This window comes from Mycobacterium sp. E3247, assembly GCF_001667785.1.
Lineage (GTDB): Bacteria > Actinomycetota > Actinomycetes > Mycobacteriales > Mycobacteriaceae > Mycobacterium.
The window spans coordinates 40,244-55,394 of sequence record NZ_LZJG01000213.1; the positions used below are offsets into that span (position 1 = coordinate 40,244).

15 protein-coding genes are annotated in these 15,151 nt (G+C 63.4%); 6 read left to right on the plus strand and 9 right to left on the minus strand.

From position 1 onward, the window contains the following. Positions 1-179: 179 nt before the first annotated feature. Positions 180-1,130, plus strand: coding sequence for an IS481 family transposase (locus A9X04_RS11740; protein WP_082962360.1), 951 nt, complete (start codon positions 180-182; stop codon positions 1,128-1,130). Positions 1,131-1,142: 12 nt separating this feature from the next. On the opposite strand, the gene A9X04_RS11745 is transcribed toward A9X04_RS11740, so the two are convergent. Further along, the gene (locus A9X04_RS11745) at positions 1,143-1,397 is read right to left on the minus strand and encodes a hypothetical protein (RefSeq protein ID WP_156764327.1); all 255 of its coding nucleotides are present in this window, start codon (positions 1,395-1,397) and stop codon (positions 1,143-1,145) included. An 89-nt stretch (positions 1,398-1,486) separates the two neighbouring features. Beyond that, positions 1,487-2,245, minus strand: a complete 759-nt coding sequence (locus A9X04_RS11750; RefSeq protein WP_067920476.1) for an SDR family NAD(P)-dependent oxidoreductase — start codon at positions 2,243-2,245, stop codon at positions 1,487-1,489. Positions 2,246-2,363: 118 nt separating this feature from the next. Here A9X04_RS11750 and A9X04_RS11755 point away from each other — a divergent pair, with 118 nt between their 5' ends. Both A9X04_RS11755 and A9X04_RS11760 read left to right on the plus strand, forming a co-directional pair. Then, positions 2,364-3,128 carry an SDR family oxidoreductase gene (locus A9X04_RS11755; RefSeq protein WP_158086196.1) on the plus strand — a complete coding sequence of 255 codons (765 nt, stop codon included), beginning with the start codon at positions 2,364-2,366 and terminating at the stop codon, positions 3,126-3,128. Next, complete coding sequence (locus tag A9X04_RS11760) at positions 3,125-3,880, plus strand: SDR family NAD(P)-dependent oxidoreductase (protein WP_067920478.1); 756 nt, start codon at positions 3,125-3,127, stop codon at positions 3,878-3,880. Before A9X04_RS11755 ends, A9X04_RS11760 begins: the two co-directional genes overlap by 4 nt. Positions 3,881-3,885: 5 nt before the next feature. On the opposite strand, the gene A9X04_RS11765 is transcribed toward A9X04_RS11760, so the two are convergent. From A9X04_RS11765 to A9X04_RS11785, 5 genes are all read right to left on the minus strand, one after another. After that, a complete protein-coding gene (locus tag A9X04_RS11765) occupies positions 3,886-5,082 on the minus strand; it encodes a CaiB/BaiF CoA-transferase family protein (RefSeq protein ID WP_067920480.1) in 1,197 nt (398 codons plus the stop codon). A 42-nt stretch (positions 5,083-5,124) separates the two neighbouring features. After that, positions 5,125-6,234, minus strand: coding sequence for a hypothetical protein (locus A9X04_RS11770; protein WP_067920482.1), 1,110 nt, complete (start codon positions 6,232-6,234; stop codon positions 5,125-5,127). Further along, positions 6,231-7,331, minus strand: a complete 1,101-nt coding sequence (locus A9X04_RS11775; protein ID WP_156764328.1) for a hypothetical protein — start codon at positions 7,329-7,331, stop codon at positions 6,231-6,233. The genes A9X04_RS11770 and A9X04_RS11775 overlap by 4 nt, the downstream gene beginning before the upstream one ends. Before the next feature lie 125 nt (positions 7,332-7,456). Beyond that, positions 7,457-8,335 carry a hypothetical protein gene (locus tag A9X04_RS11780; protein WP_156764329.1) on the minus strand — a complete coding sequence of 293 codons (879 nt, stop codon included), beginning with the start codon at positions 8,333-8,335 and terminating at the stop codon, positions 7,457-7,459. A gap of 114 nt (positions 8,336-8,449) precedes the next feature. Next, positions 8,450-9,016, minus strand: a complete 567-nt coding sequence (locus tag A9X04_RS11785) for a TetR/AcrR family transcriptional regulator (protein WP_067920486.1) — start codon at positions 9,014-9,016, stop codon at positions 8,450-8,452. Positions 9,017-9,295: 279 nt separating this feature from the next. Here A9X04_RS11785 and A9X04_RS11790 point away from each other — a divergent pair, with 279 nt between their 5' ends. The 3 genes from A9X04_RS11790 to A9X04_RS29675 all read left to right on the plus strand — a co-directional run bounded on the left by A9X04_RS11790 (position 9,296) and on the right by A9X04_RS29675 (position 12,961). Continuing rightward, positions 9,296-10,759, plus strand: coding sequence for an aldehyde dehydrogenase (locus A9X04_RS11790; protein WP_067920489.1), 1,464 nt, complete (start codon positions 9,296-9,298; stop codon positions 10,757-10,759). Positions 10,760-10,775: 16 nt separating this feature from the next. Next, positions 10,776-12,035, plus strand: a complete 1,260-nt coding sequence (locus A9X04_RS11795) for a cytochrome P450 (RefSeq protein ID WP_067920491.1) — start codon at positions 10,776-10,778, stop codon at positions 12,033-12,035. Between the two features lie 419 nt (positions 12,036-12,454). Beyond that, entirely contained in the window at positions 12,455-12,961 is a 507-nt protein-coding gene (locus tag A9X04_RS29675) for a MarR family transcriptional regulator (protein ID WP_197509143.1), read from the plus strand. Between the two features lie 12 nt (positions 12,962-12,973). Here the strand turns inward: A9X04_RS29675 and A9X04_RS11800 are convergent, their stop codons facing one another. Together A9X04_RS11800 and A9X04_RS11805 are read right to left on the minus strand one after the other, a co-directional pair. Beyond that, on the minus strand, positions 12,974-14,191 hold the full coding sequence (locus A9X04_RS11800; RefSeq protein ID WP_369828943.1) for a cytochrome P450: 1,218 nt from the start codon (positions 14,189-14,191) through the stop codon (positions 12,974-12,976). A gap of 7 nt (positions 14,192-14,198) precedes the next feature. Next, the coding region (locus A9X04_RS11805) for a cytochrome P450 (protein ID WP_067920494.1) at positions 14,199-15,151 on the minus strand (953 nt) is incomplete at its 5' end.

Genomic DNA, 15,151 nt, shown 5'->3' on the forward strand with positions numbered 1-15,151 from the left:
CGGGCGAGCCTGGGTGCTAGTCAGGATCTGAATCGCATCCACTTTCGTCGAATAGCACGCTTTGCGGGCGCTAGGTGTACCCGGCCAGGACCTTGGTAGCTGGCGTGTCGGCTTGATCTGAGGAGAACCTCCGAGTGGGGTGTGGCTTGTCTAAGGCCCATCACCGCCCGGAGGTTCTCGTGTCCCACCGTAAAGCCCGCACAACGTTTCACGGTCGACTGCTAATTGTGCAGCGCCATAACGACGGGTGGAAGCAAGCCCAGATCGCCGACGCGATGGGTATCTCGCGTAAGTGCGTGCATACCTGGATCAGCCGCCATGGCGCTGAGGGAGAGTCTGGGCTGCAGGATCGTTGTTCGCGTCCGCACCGTTCACCGCGCCGCACGGCCGCCGAAATTGAGCAGCAAGTCGTGGCGGCTCGCCGCACTCATCGCCGGGGTCAGGACTGGCTGGGACCCGAGCTGGGCATCCCCGCGCGCACGGTGGCCCGCATCCTGCGCCGGCACGGCGAACCCTATCTGCGCGACTGCGAACCGATGACCGGCGTGCTGATCAAGGCATCGAAGACCACGGCGGTGCGCTACGAGCGGGATCGCCCCGGTGAATTGGTTCACTTCGACGTCAAAAAGCTCGGCCGTATCCCCGACGGCGGGGGATGGCGCGCTCATGGGCGCAGCGAAGAAGTCCGTGGCCGTGGCATCGGCTATGACTTCGTGCACTCGATGGTCGATGAACACAGCCGGCTGGCGTATTCGGAGATCCTGGCTGACGAGAAAGGTCCCACCTGCGCGGCCTTCATCACCCGAGCTGCTGATCACTTTGCAGCACATGGCATTTCCCGTATCGAGCAAGTGATAACCGACAACCATTTCAGTTACCGCCGATCGACCGACGTAGCTCTCGCCATCACCCACCTAGGAGCAGCGCACAAGTTCATCAAGCCCCATTGCCCCTGGCAAAACGGCAAGGTCGAGAGGTTCAACCGCACCCTGCAAACCGAGTGGGCCTACCGCCAGGTCTTCGGCTCCAACGCCGAGCGGGCCTCCGCCCTTGCGCCCTGGCTTGAGCTCTACAACACTCGACGACGCCACAGCGCACTCCCCCCGATCAGCCGACTGCCACCAACGTGATGGCCGGGTTACCTAGCGCTTCTGCAGGGGCGGTTGGGTGCGCTGGCCCTGTAAGCGATTCTGCACCCGGTCCAGCGCTGCCAATCTAGTCTGTTGAGCCTCGATCTCCTCTCGATCGAGATCCGCGGCCTCCATCAGCCGTGCGATGAGGTTTCTGGTGTGGACCTGCTCGCGGTGCAGCCGCGCGTCGGCCTCCTGAAAGGTGATGAGGTCCATTTCCTCGGCGAGTGGATCGTGCTCGGGAGCCGGGCCGTCGTCGCTGCCCATGGGTATCCTCCTTTCGCTCGACACCTGACCAGGTACGTTCTTCGACAATACCGTCGATTCGCGGTAGCTGGTCGAAAGCGCGACCGCGCTCAGACCGCCGTCAGGCCACCGTCGACGACCAGCTCGGAACCGGTCGTATACGACGACGCCTCGGAGGCGAGGAACAACACCATCCTTGCCACCTCGGCGGGATCGGCCATCCGGCTCATCGGAACGCCCGCCGATATGACGCTACGAGCGTCTTCAGGGAGCACCTGCGCGAGCATGTCGGTCAAGACCCCACCCGGGTGCACGGAATTCACCCTGATCCCTCTAGGGCCGTATTGCACCGCGGCCGCCTTGGTCATACCGCGGACTGCGAACTTGGCAGTGGTGTAGGCCGCGTTAGGTGTGAAAGGAGCATGGGACAGGCCACACACCGACGAGATGTTCACGATCGATCCGCCGCCCGCTTGGAGCATCTGCGGGATCACCGCCCGCATCCCGAAGAACGCTCCGTGCTGGTCGACGGCAATCACCTTCAGGTAGTCCACGACGCTGATGTCGGCGACATCGGCGAATGGGCCCGACGTGCCCGCGTTGTTCACCAGAACATCGATCGAGCCCAGCGTATGGCGGACGGACGAGACCGCGGCAGCCCAGCTGTCCGGATCCGTGACGTCCAACTCGACAAACATCGCGCGCTCGCCCAAAGCTCCCGCGAGTGCGCGCCCGGCCTCTACCTGGATGTCGGCGACTGCGACCCGGGCACCGGCCGCATGGAGAACCCGCGCGATCTCGGTGCCGATGCCCTGGGCGGCGCCTGTGACGAGTGCCGTCCTGCCGTCGACCCGGAATGAATCACTCATATTGCCCCTTGCCCGTTCTTCGATTGTCCGTCACGCTAAGAATTATTCGACATACTTGTCAAGTATCTGTCGAGTCATCGGAGGACTGATCATCGACATTCGCGAACGGGTTGTCGTCGTGACCGGAGCCGGCCTTGGCCTGGGCGCCGCGTTGGCGCGCACGATCAGCGCGAAAGCGCCGGGTGGTCTCGTGATCGCCGACATCGACGAGGAGGCAGCCCACCTGACTGCCGCTAAGTACGACAGCTACGGGATTGCTGCGGACATGGGTAGCGAGTCCGGTGTCCGGGCCGTAGTCGACGCCGCAGTCGACCGTTTCGGCAGAGTCGACATGTGGATTGCCAACGCCGGCACTGGGATAACGTGTGACCCGTTCACGGACGACGCCACCTTCTCCCTCATGTGGAACCTGCATGCGATGTCGCAAGTGTGGGCGGCCAGGGCATTACTGCCCGGCTGGCTGAAGCGCGGCAGCGGACATTTCGTCGCCGTCGTGTCCTCGAACGCGCTGACCACCAACCCGGTCTCCATGGGCTATGCGATGACGAAGCACGCTCAACTCGCGGCCGTGGAATGGCTGGCCATGACCTATGGCGCGGCCGGCGTCACCACTACTGCGTTCTGCCCCAAGGGAATGCGGACGCCACTACTGGAGCAGCACGCGCAGACGAATGCCTATGCCCGCGCGGCGCTCGCGGACGCGATCACACCCGAACAGGCCGCATCGATCCTCGTCGCAGCAATCGAGGAGGGTCGCAGCATCGCTCACACTCACCCGGCGGTACTGGACGACGCCCGACTGAGGCTGGACGACCATGCCGCGTACCTGCGCACGCTCGAGCAGTTGCACGCGCTGGTTCCTGAGATCGGCGTTCCGCGTTGACCGGCAACCGATTGGCAGGTCGGTTTGCCGTCGTTATCGGCGGTGGCGCGGGGATCGGACGGGCGATCGCGCTGCAGCTGGCCCGCGATGGCGCTCACGTGTCGGTGGTGGGTCGCACAGCTGCCCGGCTGGCCGAGACCGCATCGTTGGCGAGCTCTCCCATGGCGACGCACGTCTGCGACATCACCGATCATCGAGCGGTCGAGCATCTTGCTGAGAACATCGCGCAGCAAAATGGTGGGCTGGACATCCTGATCTGCAACTCCGCCATCGGAGTGAATGCGATGCTGCACGAGACATCCGTCGGAGACCTCGACGCCATCATCGCCACCAATATCCGCGGCACATACCTGTGTCTGCAAATGGGAATTCGACTGATGTCAGCCTCAGGAGGAGGTGCCGTAGTCGTCGTCGGCAGCCTCGGCGCGCTTCGTCCGGCACCCCGAGCATCGGCGTACGGCATGAGTAAGGCGGCGACCCACGCCATGGCTCGCCACGCCGCGATCGAGTACGCAGACAAAGGAATTCGGGTGAATGTCGTCGCTCCGGGAGCCACTGACACGGACTTGCTGAGCACGGCCGACGACGACGTGCGGGCGCAGGTGGCCGCCGCGATTCCGGACGGCCGCATCGCAGCCCCGGAGGAGATAGCCGAGGTCGCCGTATTTCTTGCCAGCGACGCGTGCACGCACGTGACCGGTCAGGTGTGGAGTGTCGACGGCGGCTCGTCGATAGGTGCGGCGGGCCGCTGATTCGGTTACCGGGCAATATCCAATTCCGCGAGGATCTCGTCGGTGTGTTCGCCCGGGGCCGGTGCGTGGCGACGCACCGTAAAAGGTTCGCCGTCAACGATTGCGGCCGATCCCACGTACGAGATCGGTCCCGCCACCGGATGTTGGCCCTCGACGAAGACGTTGCGGCCGGCGATGTGCGGATCGGCGGCGACCTCGTCGACGCTCTGATGGGCCGCCCCGAGCGCGAAGCCGTATTCGGCGGCCAGTCTCAGCCACTCGTCCAACGTCTTCGTGGCGATCACCTCGGCAACCAGACGGCGCTCCGCCTCATCGCCCCAGTCCACCGAATCGTTGGACGTGTCGGCCTGTCGGCCGATCAGGTCGTCGCGCCCTGCAGCCGCCGCCCACTTGTCCCAGAAGCGCTGCTCGATACAACCGAACAGGACAACCCTGTTATCCGCGGTCTCGTAGAACTGGTAGCGCGAACCCGTCATCTCACCGTCGGATCTGGCGGCCATACCGGAGCGGTCGGTGATGCGCTCGGCGTTGCGCTGCAACACTATCGGCAACCACGCCGTCATGGCGGTCGCATCCGAACCCGCGACATCGATGTAGGCGCCTACGCCGGTTTCCCTGGCCCGAAGCAACGCCGCCACGGCCTGCAGTGCGGCATGCAGGCCGCCCACGCTCGTCGCCTCACCACCGAGGTTGGCTCCGTCGTCCTCGAACGAACCACGCTCGAGCAGACCGTCCTCGCCGCGCTGTACGGCGTGGGCACCGACGAGGGCGTTCATCAGCATCCCGTGGGTCGGAATGCTGGCGTAGGGGCCGGTGGCACCGAAACCAGTGTGCTGCACGTACACAAGGCTCGGTTTGCGGGCGCGCATCGCGTCCGGACCCACCCCCAGCTTGTCGCAGACCCCGGGGCGGTTGCCGTCGACGAAGATGTCCGCGGTGTCGATCAGTCGCCAGAATGTGTCCCGGTCGGCGTCCTCGGTGAGGTCGAGCAGCACCGAGCGCTTGTTTCTGTTGACCTGGGCGTGCGGCACGCTCACGCCGGGGACGATCTGGCCGAGAAAGTAGCGCAGGTAGTCACCGGCCGGGGGTGACTCGACCTTGATGACATCGGCGCCGAGGTCACCGAGCAGCATTCCCACGGTGTCGCCATTGAGCAGCACGGCCGATTCGACCACGCGTACGCCGTCGAGCAGGTTGGGCACTGTGAACCTTCCTTCGATAGTGGTATGCGCGTGGTCGTCCGCTCAGCGCATCGCCAAGCCCGAACCGATTCGGCGATGCTGCGGGATGCCGAACACCGGGGCCAGCAAATGGCCTGGTGGCGCCGCGATCACGCCGGGAATGGCGTTGACGAACGCCGCCACCGACGTCCAGGACTGCGAGTCCATCCAGTGTTCACCGTCGGGATCGTCGACATGCCCGCCGTGCCGTATTCCGTTGGCGAACGAAAGTCCCCGGGCATACCGGATCTGCAGTGAAGGCGTGCCCTCCACGGTGATGATCCAGTCGTTGTCGGCCTCCCAACCGGCGATCTCCAAATCGCACACCCACCGGCAGATGACCGTCACGAACGGCTCCTCGTCAATGATCCCGGTCCAGGAGAACTCCGTGCCCGCGACCGTTCCCGGCGGGACCGGCGCGCTCGCCCCGGTCAACTCCCGGGTGGTCGTGGCGAAGCGGGCATCCACATCGACCCTGTCGAGCCGCTGCCCCAGCTGCGCGGCGACGGCATGCGGTGTCTGCCGGTACATGTGGTCGAACATCGCGATGATCTGATCGCGCGGGAAGTCATCGGGTTTCGCGCCGAAACCCAGAAGCGGATAGACGTGCGCATCGAGGTCGGTGCAGTCCATCCGCTCGAGGACATCGACGTGGGCCACCTCCAACGTATGACCGGCCAAAGTGGTCGCCAACCGTTCGGCGACGAATCCCGGAGAGGAACCCACAGCCAATACCGACGAGTTTCCACGCCGGCAGGCGTCGTCGACTTCACGCGCGTACCCGTCGCTGATTCCTGCCGGATAAAAGTAATCGTGCGCGAGCAGGAGATTCTTCCCGCCGGCAAGCAGTCGCAGTGCGTCCGCGTGGCTTTGGGTGGGCTCCAATGCCACCAGCGGAGTGAAGATCACGACATCAGCGTCCAGCCGGTCGATCTCATCGCGATCGCGGGTGACGGTCACACCGCCGTGCGGGGGCAGGCCGACGAGTTCCCCGATGTCGCGCCCCTCCTTTTCGGGCGAGAAGGCGAAGACTCCGACCACGTCGAACTCCTCTGGTCGCTGCAGCAGCACCCGTAGCACGAATCCGCCGAGACGGCCGGGGCCCCAGATGACGACGCGGGTGCGGTTGTTCATTGGCTCACCCTTTGAGCCGTGACGACGTGGCGCGATGGAACCAGCGGCAACTCAAGTGCGGAGATGAGACCCGATCGCGCATTCGGCATCTCGCCGATTAGATTGACCAGGCGCATCGCTGTACCGCTGACCGATCCCCACACGTCGCCGGCGCGCCCGAGGTCGAGATCACACCGCATGTTCGGGTTGCCCGTGATCGTGACACGATAATTCGATTCACCGACACCGTCGAATGTCGGCCATTCCGGCGCCACTTCGGCAGCCATTCGCGTGATGTGCTCGGCGGTGATCACGGCGCGTCCGGCCACCCGGCCTTCACAGGCGACTCGCAGCGCGACCACGGTGCCCGCCTCCATCAGGCCGACCGAGGTATTCAGATCCTCGTCGTGTACAGCCTTATCCGACGTCCCCACCAGCTCGTCCAGTTCAACGCCAAGGCGGTCGGCCAGCTGACGAACCATCGGACCCCAGAAGGCTTCGAAGGCACCGCCGGCGGTGATCGGTGCTTCGTAAGTGGGTGGGCGGCCGAAACCCATGATGTCTCGAATGACCGGCTCGACGTCGTAGTGGTCGTAGATCCCGATCTCCTGCACAAGCACATGCTCGACCTCATCCGACATCGTCAGTAGTGCAAGCGGCAGAACGTCGCTGGAGAAGCCGGGGTCCAGTCCCGTCGACAGGAATGTCGAACCACCCTGAGCCGCAGCCTCCTCCAATGGCTTTCGCAAATTCTCGGGCGCAGCGGGCGGGTACAACAGGCCCAACAGCGAGATCGTGATGACGTTGACGCCGGCCGACAGCGCCCGCGCGATCTCGGCGACCACCTCAACTTCTCGACCGAGCCCGTTCGCACAGTAGCTCACGACGTCGGGCGTCGTCGCCAGCAGTTCGTCGAACGACCCGACAGCGGCGACACCGACAGGGTCGACCCCGATGAGCTCGCCTGCGTCGCGACCGATCTTCTCCTCTGACGACACCCAGAGGGCCGTCAACTCCAGGCGATCGTTCGCGAGTATCCCGCGCAATGCCTCCCGACCCGTGAGTCCGGTACCAACATGTGCAACTCGGATCCTGGCGCCGACGCCGTCTGAGGTCATCCTCTACTCCATTCACGTCGGCACTTTATCGACACACTAGTTGGTTTGTACCCGACAGGAGCCCGCGGGCTTCGCCTGGCGCGAGCGGCGGCGGCACACACGCTCCCGACCCGAACAACGCTGACTCATGGGATGGTCAGACTGGCCGGGCCCGCCAGCCAGCGCAAAGCCATCAAGGGCAGGATCGTGGTCAACAGGAATGTGACGTTCAGGGTGACGATCCACGACGCCAGGATCGCAAGCTGTCCGGGCCGCCGCTTCACCACTTTGCGCGCCAGCAGTTGGAAGATGTCTTCGCCGTTGCTATTTCGCCAGGTGGCGGCGAATACGACCAGCGCCATGAACGGCACCTGCTCCAATATCGGCCACACAAGTGGGAAGTGTCCGTCACCGACGGCGATGGTCGGGCCGAAGGCAAACTGATAGTGCCACCAGCCGAAGCCGTGTGCGGCGCCTTCGACGATTAGATCGAAGAGGTAGAACATCGGAAACGAGACGATCGTCGTCGTCATGTATGGATTGGAGTTGGGCCAGCGATCCTTGACGACGTAGAACGCCTTCTCGAGCGCTAGAAAAAAGCTGACGTAGAAGAAAACGTAGCCAGCGATGAACCACCAGCACCGCACCGGCGACGTCCAGATAGTTTCGCCCCATCCGTACCTGGCGAATCTCGGGCTGTAGAGCAGGTAGCTGCCCCAGTCCCCATAGGTTTCTTGCCAGAATGCCGAGCCGGATGCCACCGTCAGCAGGAAGACGCGGCTCAACTTTCGTTCGTGAAAAGATTGCAGGACACCGATTGTCAGGAACACGGCAGCGACTGCCCACATGGCGGTCTCCCACATGCGCGCGCCCACCGGATCAGTGAGAGTGCCTCCGCTACGCCCCGCGACGAAGAGAACCACGGCCATGAGCGCAATGCCACTGACGACTGTCGCGGCAGTCGGGATCAGTCCTCTGGCCGAAAGCCGGCGTGCAGGCGGTACGGTGCGCGCTCCAGTGACCACAGCGATTCTCCTCCACTCCAGAGGTGCCCTGAGGCTGAGGCAAGCAAAAGTCAACGCTATTGTCAAGAATGCACGACCATCGCGCGACTTAACGGCTAGACTGTTCGCAGCGTCTCAGTTCGCAGGATCACTGTGCGCGCTTGCCCAAATGATCTGGGCGATACTGCGGCAGACTGCCGCTTCCTTCACCGGAGCGCCCGCGACGCGCCAGTGGTACCAGAAGCGTTCGATCATCGACTGTATTGCGAGCCCTTGCACCATCGGATCGATACCCGGCAGGCGCTTGCCGCCGCGGAGCTTGATCAGCGCTTGAGACAAGATCTTGGCGCCGGTCATCTCGGCAGTAATGCTCCATTCCCGTAGTTCCGCGTGAGCGTACGCAGCTTGGAACGCGGCGTGGACGAAGGATCCGTGTTCGTCCCAGAAGGCGAGGTACTCCTCCACCCAGCCCGCAACGTCGTCGATGGTGGCCGCGTGGTCCATCTGCCGCAAACCCTCGGCGGCGATGATGCCAGCTTCCTCGGCATCGTGTCCGATGGCGAGAAGCACGTCCTGCTTGCTGGTGAAGTACGTGTAAAACGATGCACGTCGGATGCCGCTCGCCTCAGTGATGTCGCTGATCGACGTGGCGTCGTAGCCTTTCTCCAGCAGTAGGCGCTTGGTCTCGACCATGATGCGCATCTTCGTCCGCAGTCCTTTACGGCCGATGTCCGATGCCGGTCCGGTTTGTCGGACGCTGGTCTGCGGCCGCGGGGAGGTCCTAGGCATATATAGATTTTGACATGTCCGGGCAGTATGCGACGGCAACCGCGCCCGACACTGCCCTACACACCAACACCCGAACCACACAGGTTTTCGCCATCCGGCAGAGGGAATCGACACTCTTGTCAGGAAACCTCGATTGGCGGTAGCGTGGGCTGCGGTCCGAATGCGAGAGCCACGCCATACTCAGGAGGCCCAGTGCCCATCATCGCTCCGCCGGTTGAGAAGCTGCCCAAGCCGACGCTTCTCATCGGTGACCGGCGAATCGACGACAGCTCCGGCGGGGCTGTCGATCACGTCTACGGCGCGACCGGCAAGACCACAGGCAATGTGACACTGGCGGGGGCTCGGGAGATAGACATCGCGGTTCAGGCAGCGAGATCGGCGCTGCCGGCTTGGCGCGCGACCACCCCCGACCAACGCCGCGAGCTGCTGTTTCGCGCAGCTCAAGTCTTCCGCGAGAACTCAGAGGAACTGGTGGCGATCTCCCAGATCGACAACAGCATGCCGGTATTCGCCGCTGCCGGTGGGCCGGCGAACGCGGCGGACGCCTTCTCGTATTACGGGGGGTGGGCCGACAAGTTGGTCGGCGATGTCATTCCGACCTGGCCGACACCATCACTCGACTACGCCACGCTCAACCCTTACGGCGTTGTGGGCATCATCATTCCGTGGAACGGTCCCATCTACGCCGTGGGCATGACTGTGGCGCCCGCGCTTGCCGCGGGCAACTGCGTACTGCTGAAGCCGCCGGAGTTGGCGCCCTACGCGGCGATCCGTATCGGCGAGCTGTTCCTGGAGGCCGGATTCCCGCCCGGCGTGCTCAACGTGGTGACAGCCGGCCCCGAGGGTGGCCAGGCGATGGTCGCGCACCCCGGCATCGACAAGATCCACTTCACCGGCAGCGGCGCCACCGCGAAACACATCCTTGACACGGCAAAGGACGTGCTCAAGCCAGTGGGCCTGGAACTCGGCGGGAAGTCGGCGAACATCATCTTCGCCGACGCCGACCTCAACAACGCCGCCATGCAGGCCATCCTTGGCATGCAGGGCAGCGGTCAAGGCTGCATCAACGGTACGCGGGTACTGGTAGAACGACCGGTCTACGAAGAGGTGCTGGCCTTGGTGCAGGGGGTGCTGGGGACTCTCGAGGTCGGTGACCCGCTGGTTGCGTCGACCTTCTTCGGACCGGTCATCAATGCCAGTGCCGCAGAACGCATCATGCGCGTGATCGACACCGCCAGGAGTAGCGGAGCGCGCGTCGTGGCCGGCGGCGAGCGACTGGGCGGTGACCTCTCCGATGGTTACTTCATCGCACCGACCGTGTTCGCGGACGTCGACAACTCCTCACCACTGGCCCGAGAAGAGATCTTCGGCCCCGTCGTCGCGGTGATTCCGTTCGACACCGAGGAGGAGGCCGTGCGGATCGCGAACGACTCGCCGTTCGGGTTGGCCGCCTACGTCCAGACGTCGAACCTCAAGCGCGCCCACGCGGTGGCCCAGCAATTGGACGTCGGATTGATCTGGATTAACGGCTTCCTTGGCATTCCCACATCGGTGCCGTTCGGTGGCGTCAAGCAGAGCGGGTGGGGACGGCTGGGCGGATTCGACGGGATCCGCGAATTCACGCAGCCGAAAAACGTTTTCGTCAACCTGATGTGACCTGAATCGAGAGAACATGACTGAGACCGAGAATCCGACCGCACGCCCGACCGTCGATTTCGATCATCATTCGGCCGTATTCGCCGACAACTGGCGCGAAGTCACCAAGGACCTCCGGTCCAGATGCCCCGTCGCGTGGACCGAGGCGCACGGCGGCTACTGGGTGGTGTCCCGCTACGACGACGTGAAGAAGGTCGCGCTGGACGATCACACCTTCTCATCGGACAACGACTTGATGGGCGAGCGCAAGGGGTACAAGGGAACCGCCATCCCGTCGCCCCCAATGCAGCTGATCCCACTCGAGGTCGACCCGCCACGGTTCAACGAATACCGCGAGTTGTTGAATCCTAAGTTCTCGCCAGGCGCGGCCGAGCAGTGGCGCCCGTTCATCGAGCAGGTTTCCAACGCTCTTATCGATCGATTCTGCGAAGCCGGCGAATGCGACATCGTCAAGGACCTCGCCAGCCCCGCGCCGGCGATGCTCACGATGAAGCTGCTCGGACTACCACTGGCCGACTGGGAGGATGTTGCCACTCCCTTTCACGAGATTTCCTGGGCGGTGCCGGGCTCTGAAATGTATCAACGCGCGATTGAGGGCATATTCCGTGTCCTCGGGCGGCTGTCCGAGGAGCTGAGCAAGCGCCGCGACACGCCCGCTGAGGACCTGCTGACGTTCCTTTTGGACTCGAAGATCAATGATGAACCGCTGTCCGAGGAGGAAATCCTCAAGATCTGCTTCCTGCAGCTAATCGGTGGTGTGGACACCAGTACTGGCCTGCTCTCTCACGCGTACGCCTGGCTATCGGAGCATCCGGCGGAAAAGCAGCGGCTCATCGATGAGCCGGAGCTATTGAAGCGCGCCACCGAGGAGTTCCTCCGGTGGGCGTCGCCGGCACCTGCGCTGGCCCGGACGGTGACGACCGAAACCGAACTTGGCGGCCAACGCTTGTGCCCCGGTGACCGGTTGCTGCTGTCGTGGGCTTCGGCGAACCAGGACGACTCGGTGTTCGAAAATCCCGACGAGGTCAATCTGGAGCGCTGGCCGAACCGTCATCAGGCCTTCGGGCTTGGTGCACACCGCTGCCTCGGCTCGAATCTGGGCCGGGTGCAGTTTCAGGAAGTTCTGAAGGCCACGCTGCGCCGGCTGCCGGATCTCAAGGTAGACCTTGCTGCGGCACAACGGTATCCGTCACTCGGTCAGGTGAACGGATATTCGACGTTGCCAGTGAATTTCAGCCCGACCAGTCCAGTCGGGGAACAGCTTCCCCTCGACTAGCGCGTCACAGGTGTCCAAGCGGTATGAACCGCGCGAAGTGAAATCCATACTCCGGCAAAACCGGCCGAGGCTGTAACCGGAGACGTGACGCGATATCTCGGAGAACCGCGGGAATCGCGTCCACGTAGTTCCACCGCCTCGCAATGGTGTCGCCGGATTCACGGTCTAGATACGATGCGCCCGCCTAGGTACTAGTACTAGTATCTAGCGCGCTGTGAAACAGCGCACTAGAAGGGGTTCGCGATACGAGTTGGGCCGGCAGCTGTCGTTCGCGTTGTACGGGGCGGCGAACCGAATGATTCGTTTCCACAAACCCATTCTTCGAACCGCCAGGCCTGACGTCTCCCAGTAGCTCGTCATCCTGGCGCTGGTTGACGGAGCGCCGCAGACCGTGGGGCGCATCGGGCGCGCGCCCGGATATGGATACCGGCACCATCACGCCTGTCGTTAAACGGCTGGAAGCCGCCGGAATGGTCACACGCCAACGTGACCGAAACGATGAACGCCGCGTCCTGGTCGACCTCACCGGTCGGAGCAGGGCACTAGAGGCCGAGGTTCGCAGCGACCGGGTGTGCCTGCAAGTGGTGACCACGGATGACGAGGGGTTCCCACGCGATCAGTGCGCCAGCTCGCGGCTGCACTTCTCTGAACCGTCGCCTCAGCAAGCCCAGCGACGTTTTCGCCCAACGGTTGCCGGTGCTACGACGCGACGCGCTGGCCAAGTCCGTGCCGGCGAAGCCGAACCGGGAGCAGACGCGAAACTGCCTAGTTCAGGGCGAAATCGGGCACTGTTGCATCTGCTCACCAGTGGCCGTGACCCTCAGTGCGACAGCGCCATTGTCGCCGCTCCGGTTCGGGCGGGCAGATTGTCGCGACGATACGAAGCGGCCGCTCAATATTGCAGGCGAGTGTCACATCGACGGTGATATCGGCCTTGATCAACTACTTGCAACCGCTGGCACCGGGAAAGTGATCGGCAGGTGCTTGACCATCCGCACCGCTACGTTGTCGTAAACCAGCGAATCCTCCGGCCCCACCGTGTAATTGGGAATGCGGTCGAGAAGCTCTTCTAGAGCCAGCCGCATTTCCAAACGCGCGAGATGCGACCCCAAGCACCGGTGGGTGCCGCTCGCGAAGACCAGGTGGTCCTTGCGTGCACGGTCGAAGTTCGTCGTGAGTGGATCGTCGTAGAAGGTGGGGTCGACGTTGGCCGCAGCCCAACTCGCGTGAACCACCTCGCCGGCCTTGATCACGAGGCCGTCGCCGAGATCGATATCCTCCTCCGCATACCGAAAGCCCTCCGGAACCGGCGACTCAAAGCGCATGATCTCCTCGACGGCTGCCGGGATCAGAGACTTGTCTTTGACGAGCCGGTCGCGTTCGGACGGGTGCTGCCCCAGCCATGCGAAAGCGAGTGACATCGACGATGTCACGGTGTCGAGTCCCGCGAACATGAACAAGAACAAGATATTGACCAAGTTGAGGTCCGGCATGGGCTCGCCATCGACCTCGGACTTGATGAGGCTGGCGATAACGTCGTCCTCGTGTTCGGCCGTCTTGCGCTTTTCGGCGAGGAACCCGACGAAGTACTCGTAGATCTTTCCCGCGGCGATCGCCATGTTGGCCTGCATCTCTTCCATCGTGGCCCCTTGGGGATGGATGACGCCATCTTTGAACTCGAGGAAGAAGTCCAGGTCGCTGACGGGAGCACCGACGAGTCGCAGAAACGTCAGGCATGGAAGCGGTACACAGAAGTCGTTGTACAACTCGGCCTGGCCCTTGGGCAGGAACTCGTCGACGAGTTCTCTGGCCAACTGACGAACCGAATTCTCCAGCAGCGCTACACGTTTCGGCGCGAACAGCGGATCGAGCAACCTTCGCCATTTCTTGTGTTCCTCGCCGTCGATCTCCAGCGGAATCAACGGATTGTCGTTGCCGAAGCTGCCGCCGCGGCCGCCCGCGCCCGTGACTCCGGGGTGACGATTGATCGCCACGATGTCGTTATGTCGGTACAGCCAGAGGACACCGTCCGGCGAACGCTCGGCACGCACATCCCGCGCCTTGTCGTGGTAGTGCTGCTGCGGGTGTGGTTCGCTGGCCATGGCCAGCACCCACTCCGAGAGCCGAGGGTCGTAACGCTCGCCCTTGTCCATCATCCTCCAATCATCTCGTAGAACTCGGCGGGAACGAGATCCACAGATTCTCCACAGCCCGCACCGCGCAGTTGTCGTACGTCAGTGCCGCGGTATCGACCGTGTAGTCGGGGATCCGCTTGAGCAGCTCCTCGACGGCCAATCGCAGCTCGAGCCGTGCCAGATGGGAGCCAAGGCATCGGTGGGTACCGGTGGCGAACACCATGTGATCTTTGCGCCCGCGGTCGAGCTTGACCGTCAACGCATCGTCGTAGAAGGTCGGGTCAACGTTGGCCGAGGCCCAGAACGCGTTGATGTCCTCCCCCGCCCGGATCACCAGGCCGTCGCCGAGGTCGATGTCCTCTGTGGGATATCGCATTCCGGAGGGTACGGGCGACTCGTATCGCAGCAGTTCTTCGACCGCCGCGGTGATCAATGACATGTCCTGCGCGAGCCGTTTGCACTCCTCCGGGTGCCGGCCCAGCCAGCCGAAGATGCACGACATGGATGAGGTGACGGTGTCGAGCCCCGCGAACATGAACAGGAACAGGATGTTGACGAGGTCCAACTCTGCCAGTGGCTGCCCGTCGATTTCTGACCTGATCAGGTTGGCGATGACGTCGTCCTCACTGTCGGCGTTCTTGCGTTTCTCGGCGAGAAACCCGACAAAGTACTCCATCAGTTTGCCGCCTGCAGCGGCCATGTCGGCGTCGATCTCTTCGGTGGTTTCGCCCTTCGGATGAACGACGCCTTCCTTGAATTCGAGGAAGAAGTCGAGATCCTCGACGGGCGCGCCGACGAGGCGCAGAAAGATCAGGCACGGCAGTGGTGTGCAGAAATCCTCGTACAGTTCCGCCTTGCCAGTGGGCGCGAAGCCGTCGATGAGTTCCCGTGCCAGGTCGCGCACCTGCGCCTCCAGGCGCGCAACTTGCTTCGGCGCGAACATCGGGTCGAGCAGGCGCCGCCACTTCTTGTGGTCCTCGC

Bases quoted from the DNA above. Each gene is read 5' to 3' on its own strand.
- A9X04_RS11745 (WP_156764327.1), bottom strand. From the start codon at position 1,397: ATGGGCAGCGACGACGGCCCGGCTCCCGAGCACGATCCACTCGCCGAG.
- A9X04_RS11750 (WP_067920476.1), bottom strand. From the start codon at position 2,245: ATGAGTGATTCATTCCGGGTCGACGGCAGGACGGCACTCGTCACAGGC.
- A9X04_RS11770 (WP_067920482.1), bottom strand. From the start codon at position 6,234: ATGAACAACCGCACCCGCGTCGTCATCTGGGGCCCCGGCCGTCTCGGC.
- A9X04_RS11775 (WP_156764328.1), bottom strand. From the start codon at position 7,331: ATGACCTCAGACGGCGTCGGCGCCAGGATCCGAGTTGCACATGTTGGT.
- A9X04_RS11785 (WP_067920486.1), bottom strand. From the start codon at position 9,016: ATGCGCATCATGGTCGAGACCAAGCGCCTACTGCTGGAGAAAGGCTAC.
- A9X04_RS11795 (WP_067920491.1), top strand. From the start codon at position 10,776: ATGACTGAGACCGAGAATCCGACCGCACGCCCGACCGTCGATTTCGAT.
- A9X04_RS29675 (WP_197509143.1), top strand. From the start codon at position 12,455: ATGGATACCGGCACCATCACGCCTGTCGTTAAACGGCTGGAAGCCGCC.
- A9X04_RS11800 (WP_369828943.1), bottom strand. From the start codon at position 14,191: ATGATGGACAAGGGCGAGCGTTACGACCCTCGGCTCTCGGAGTGGGTG.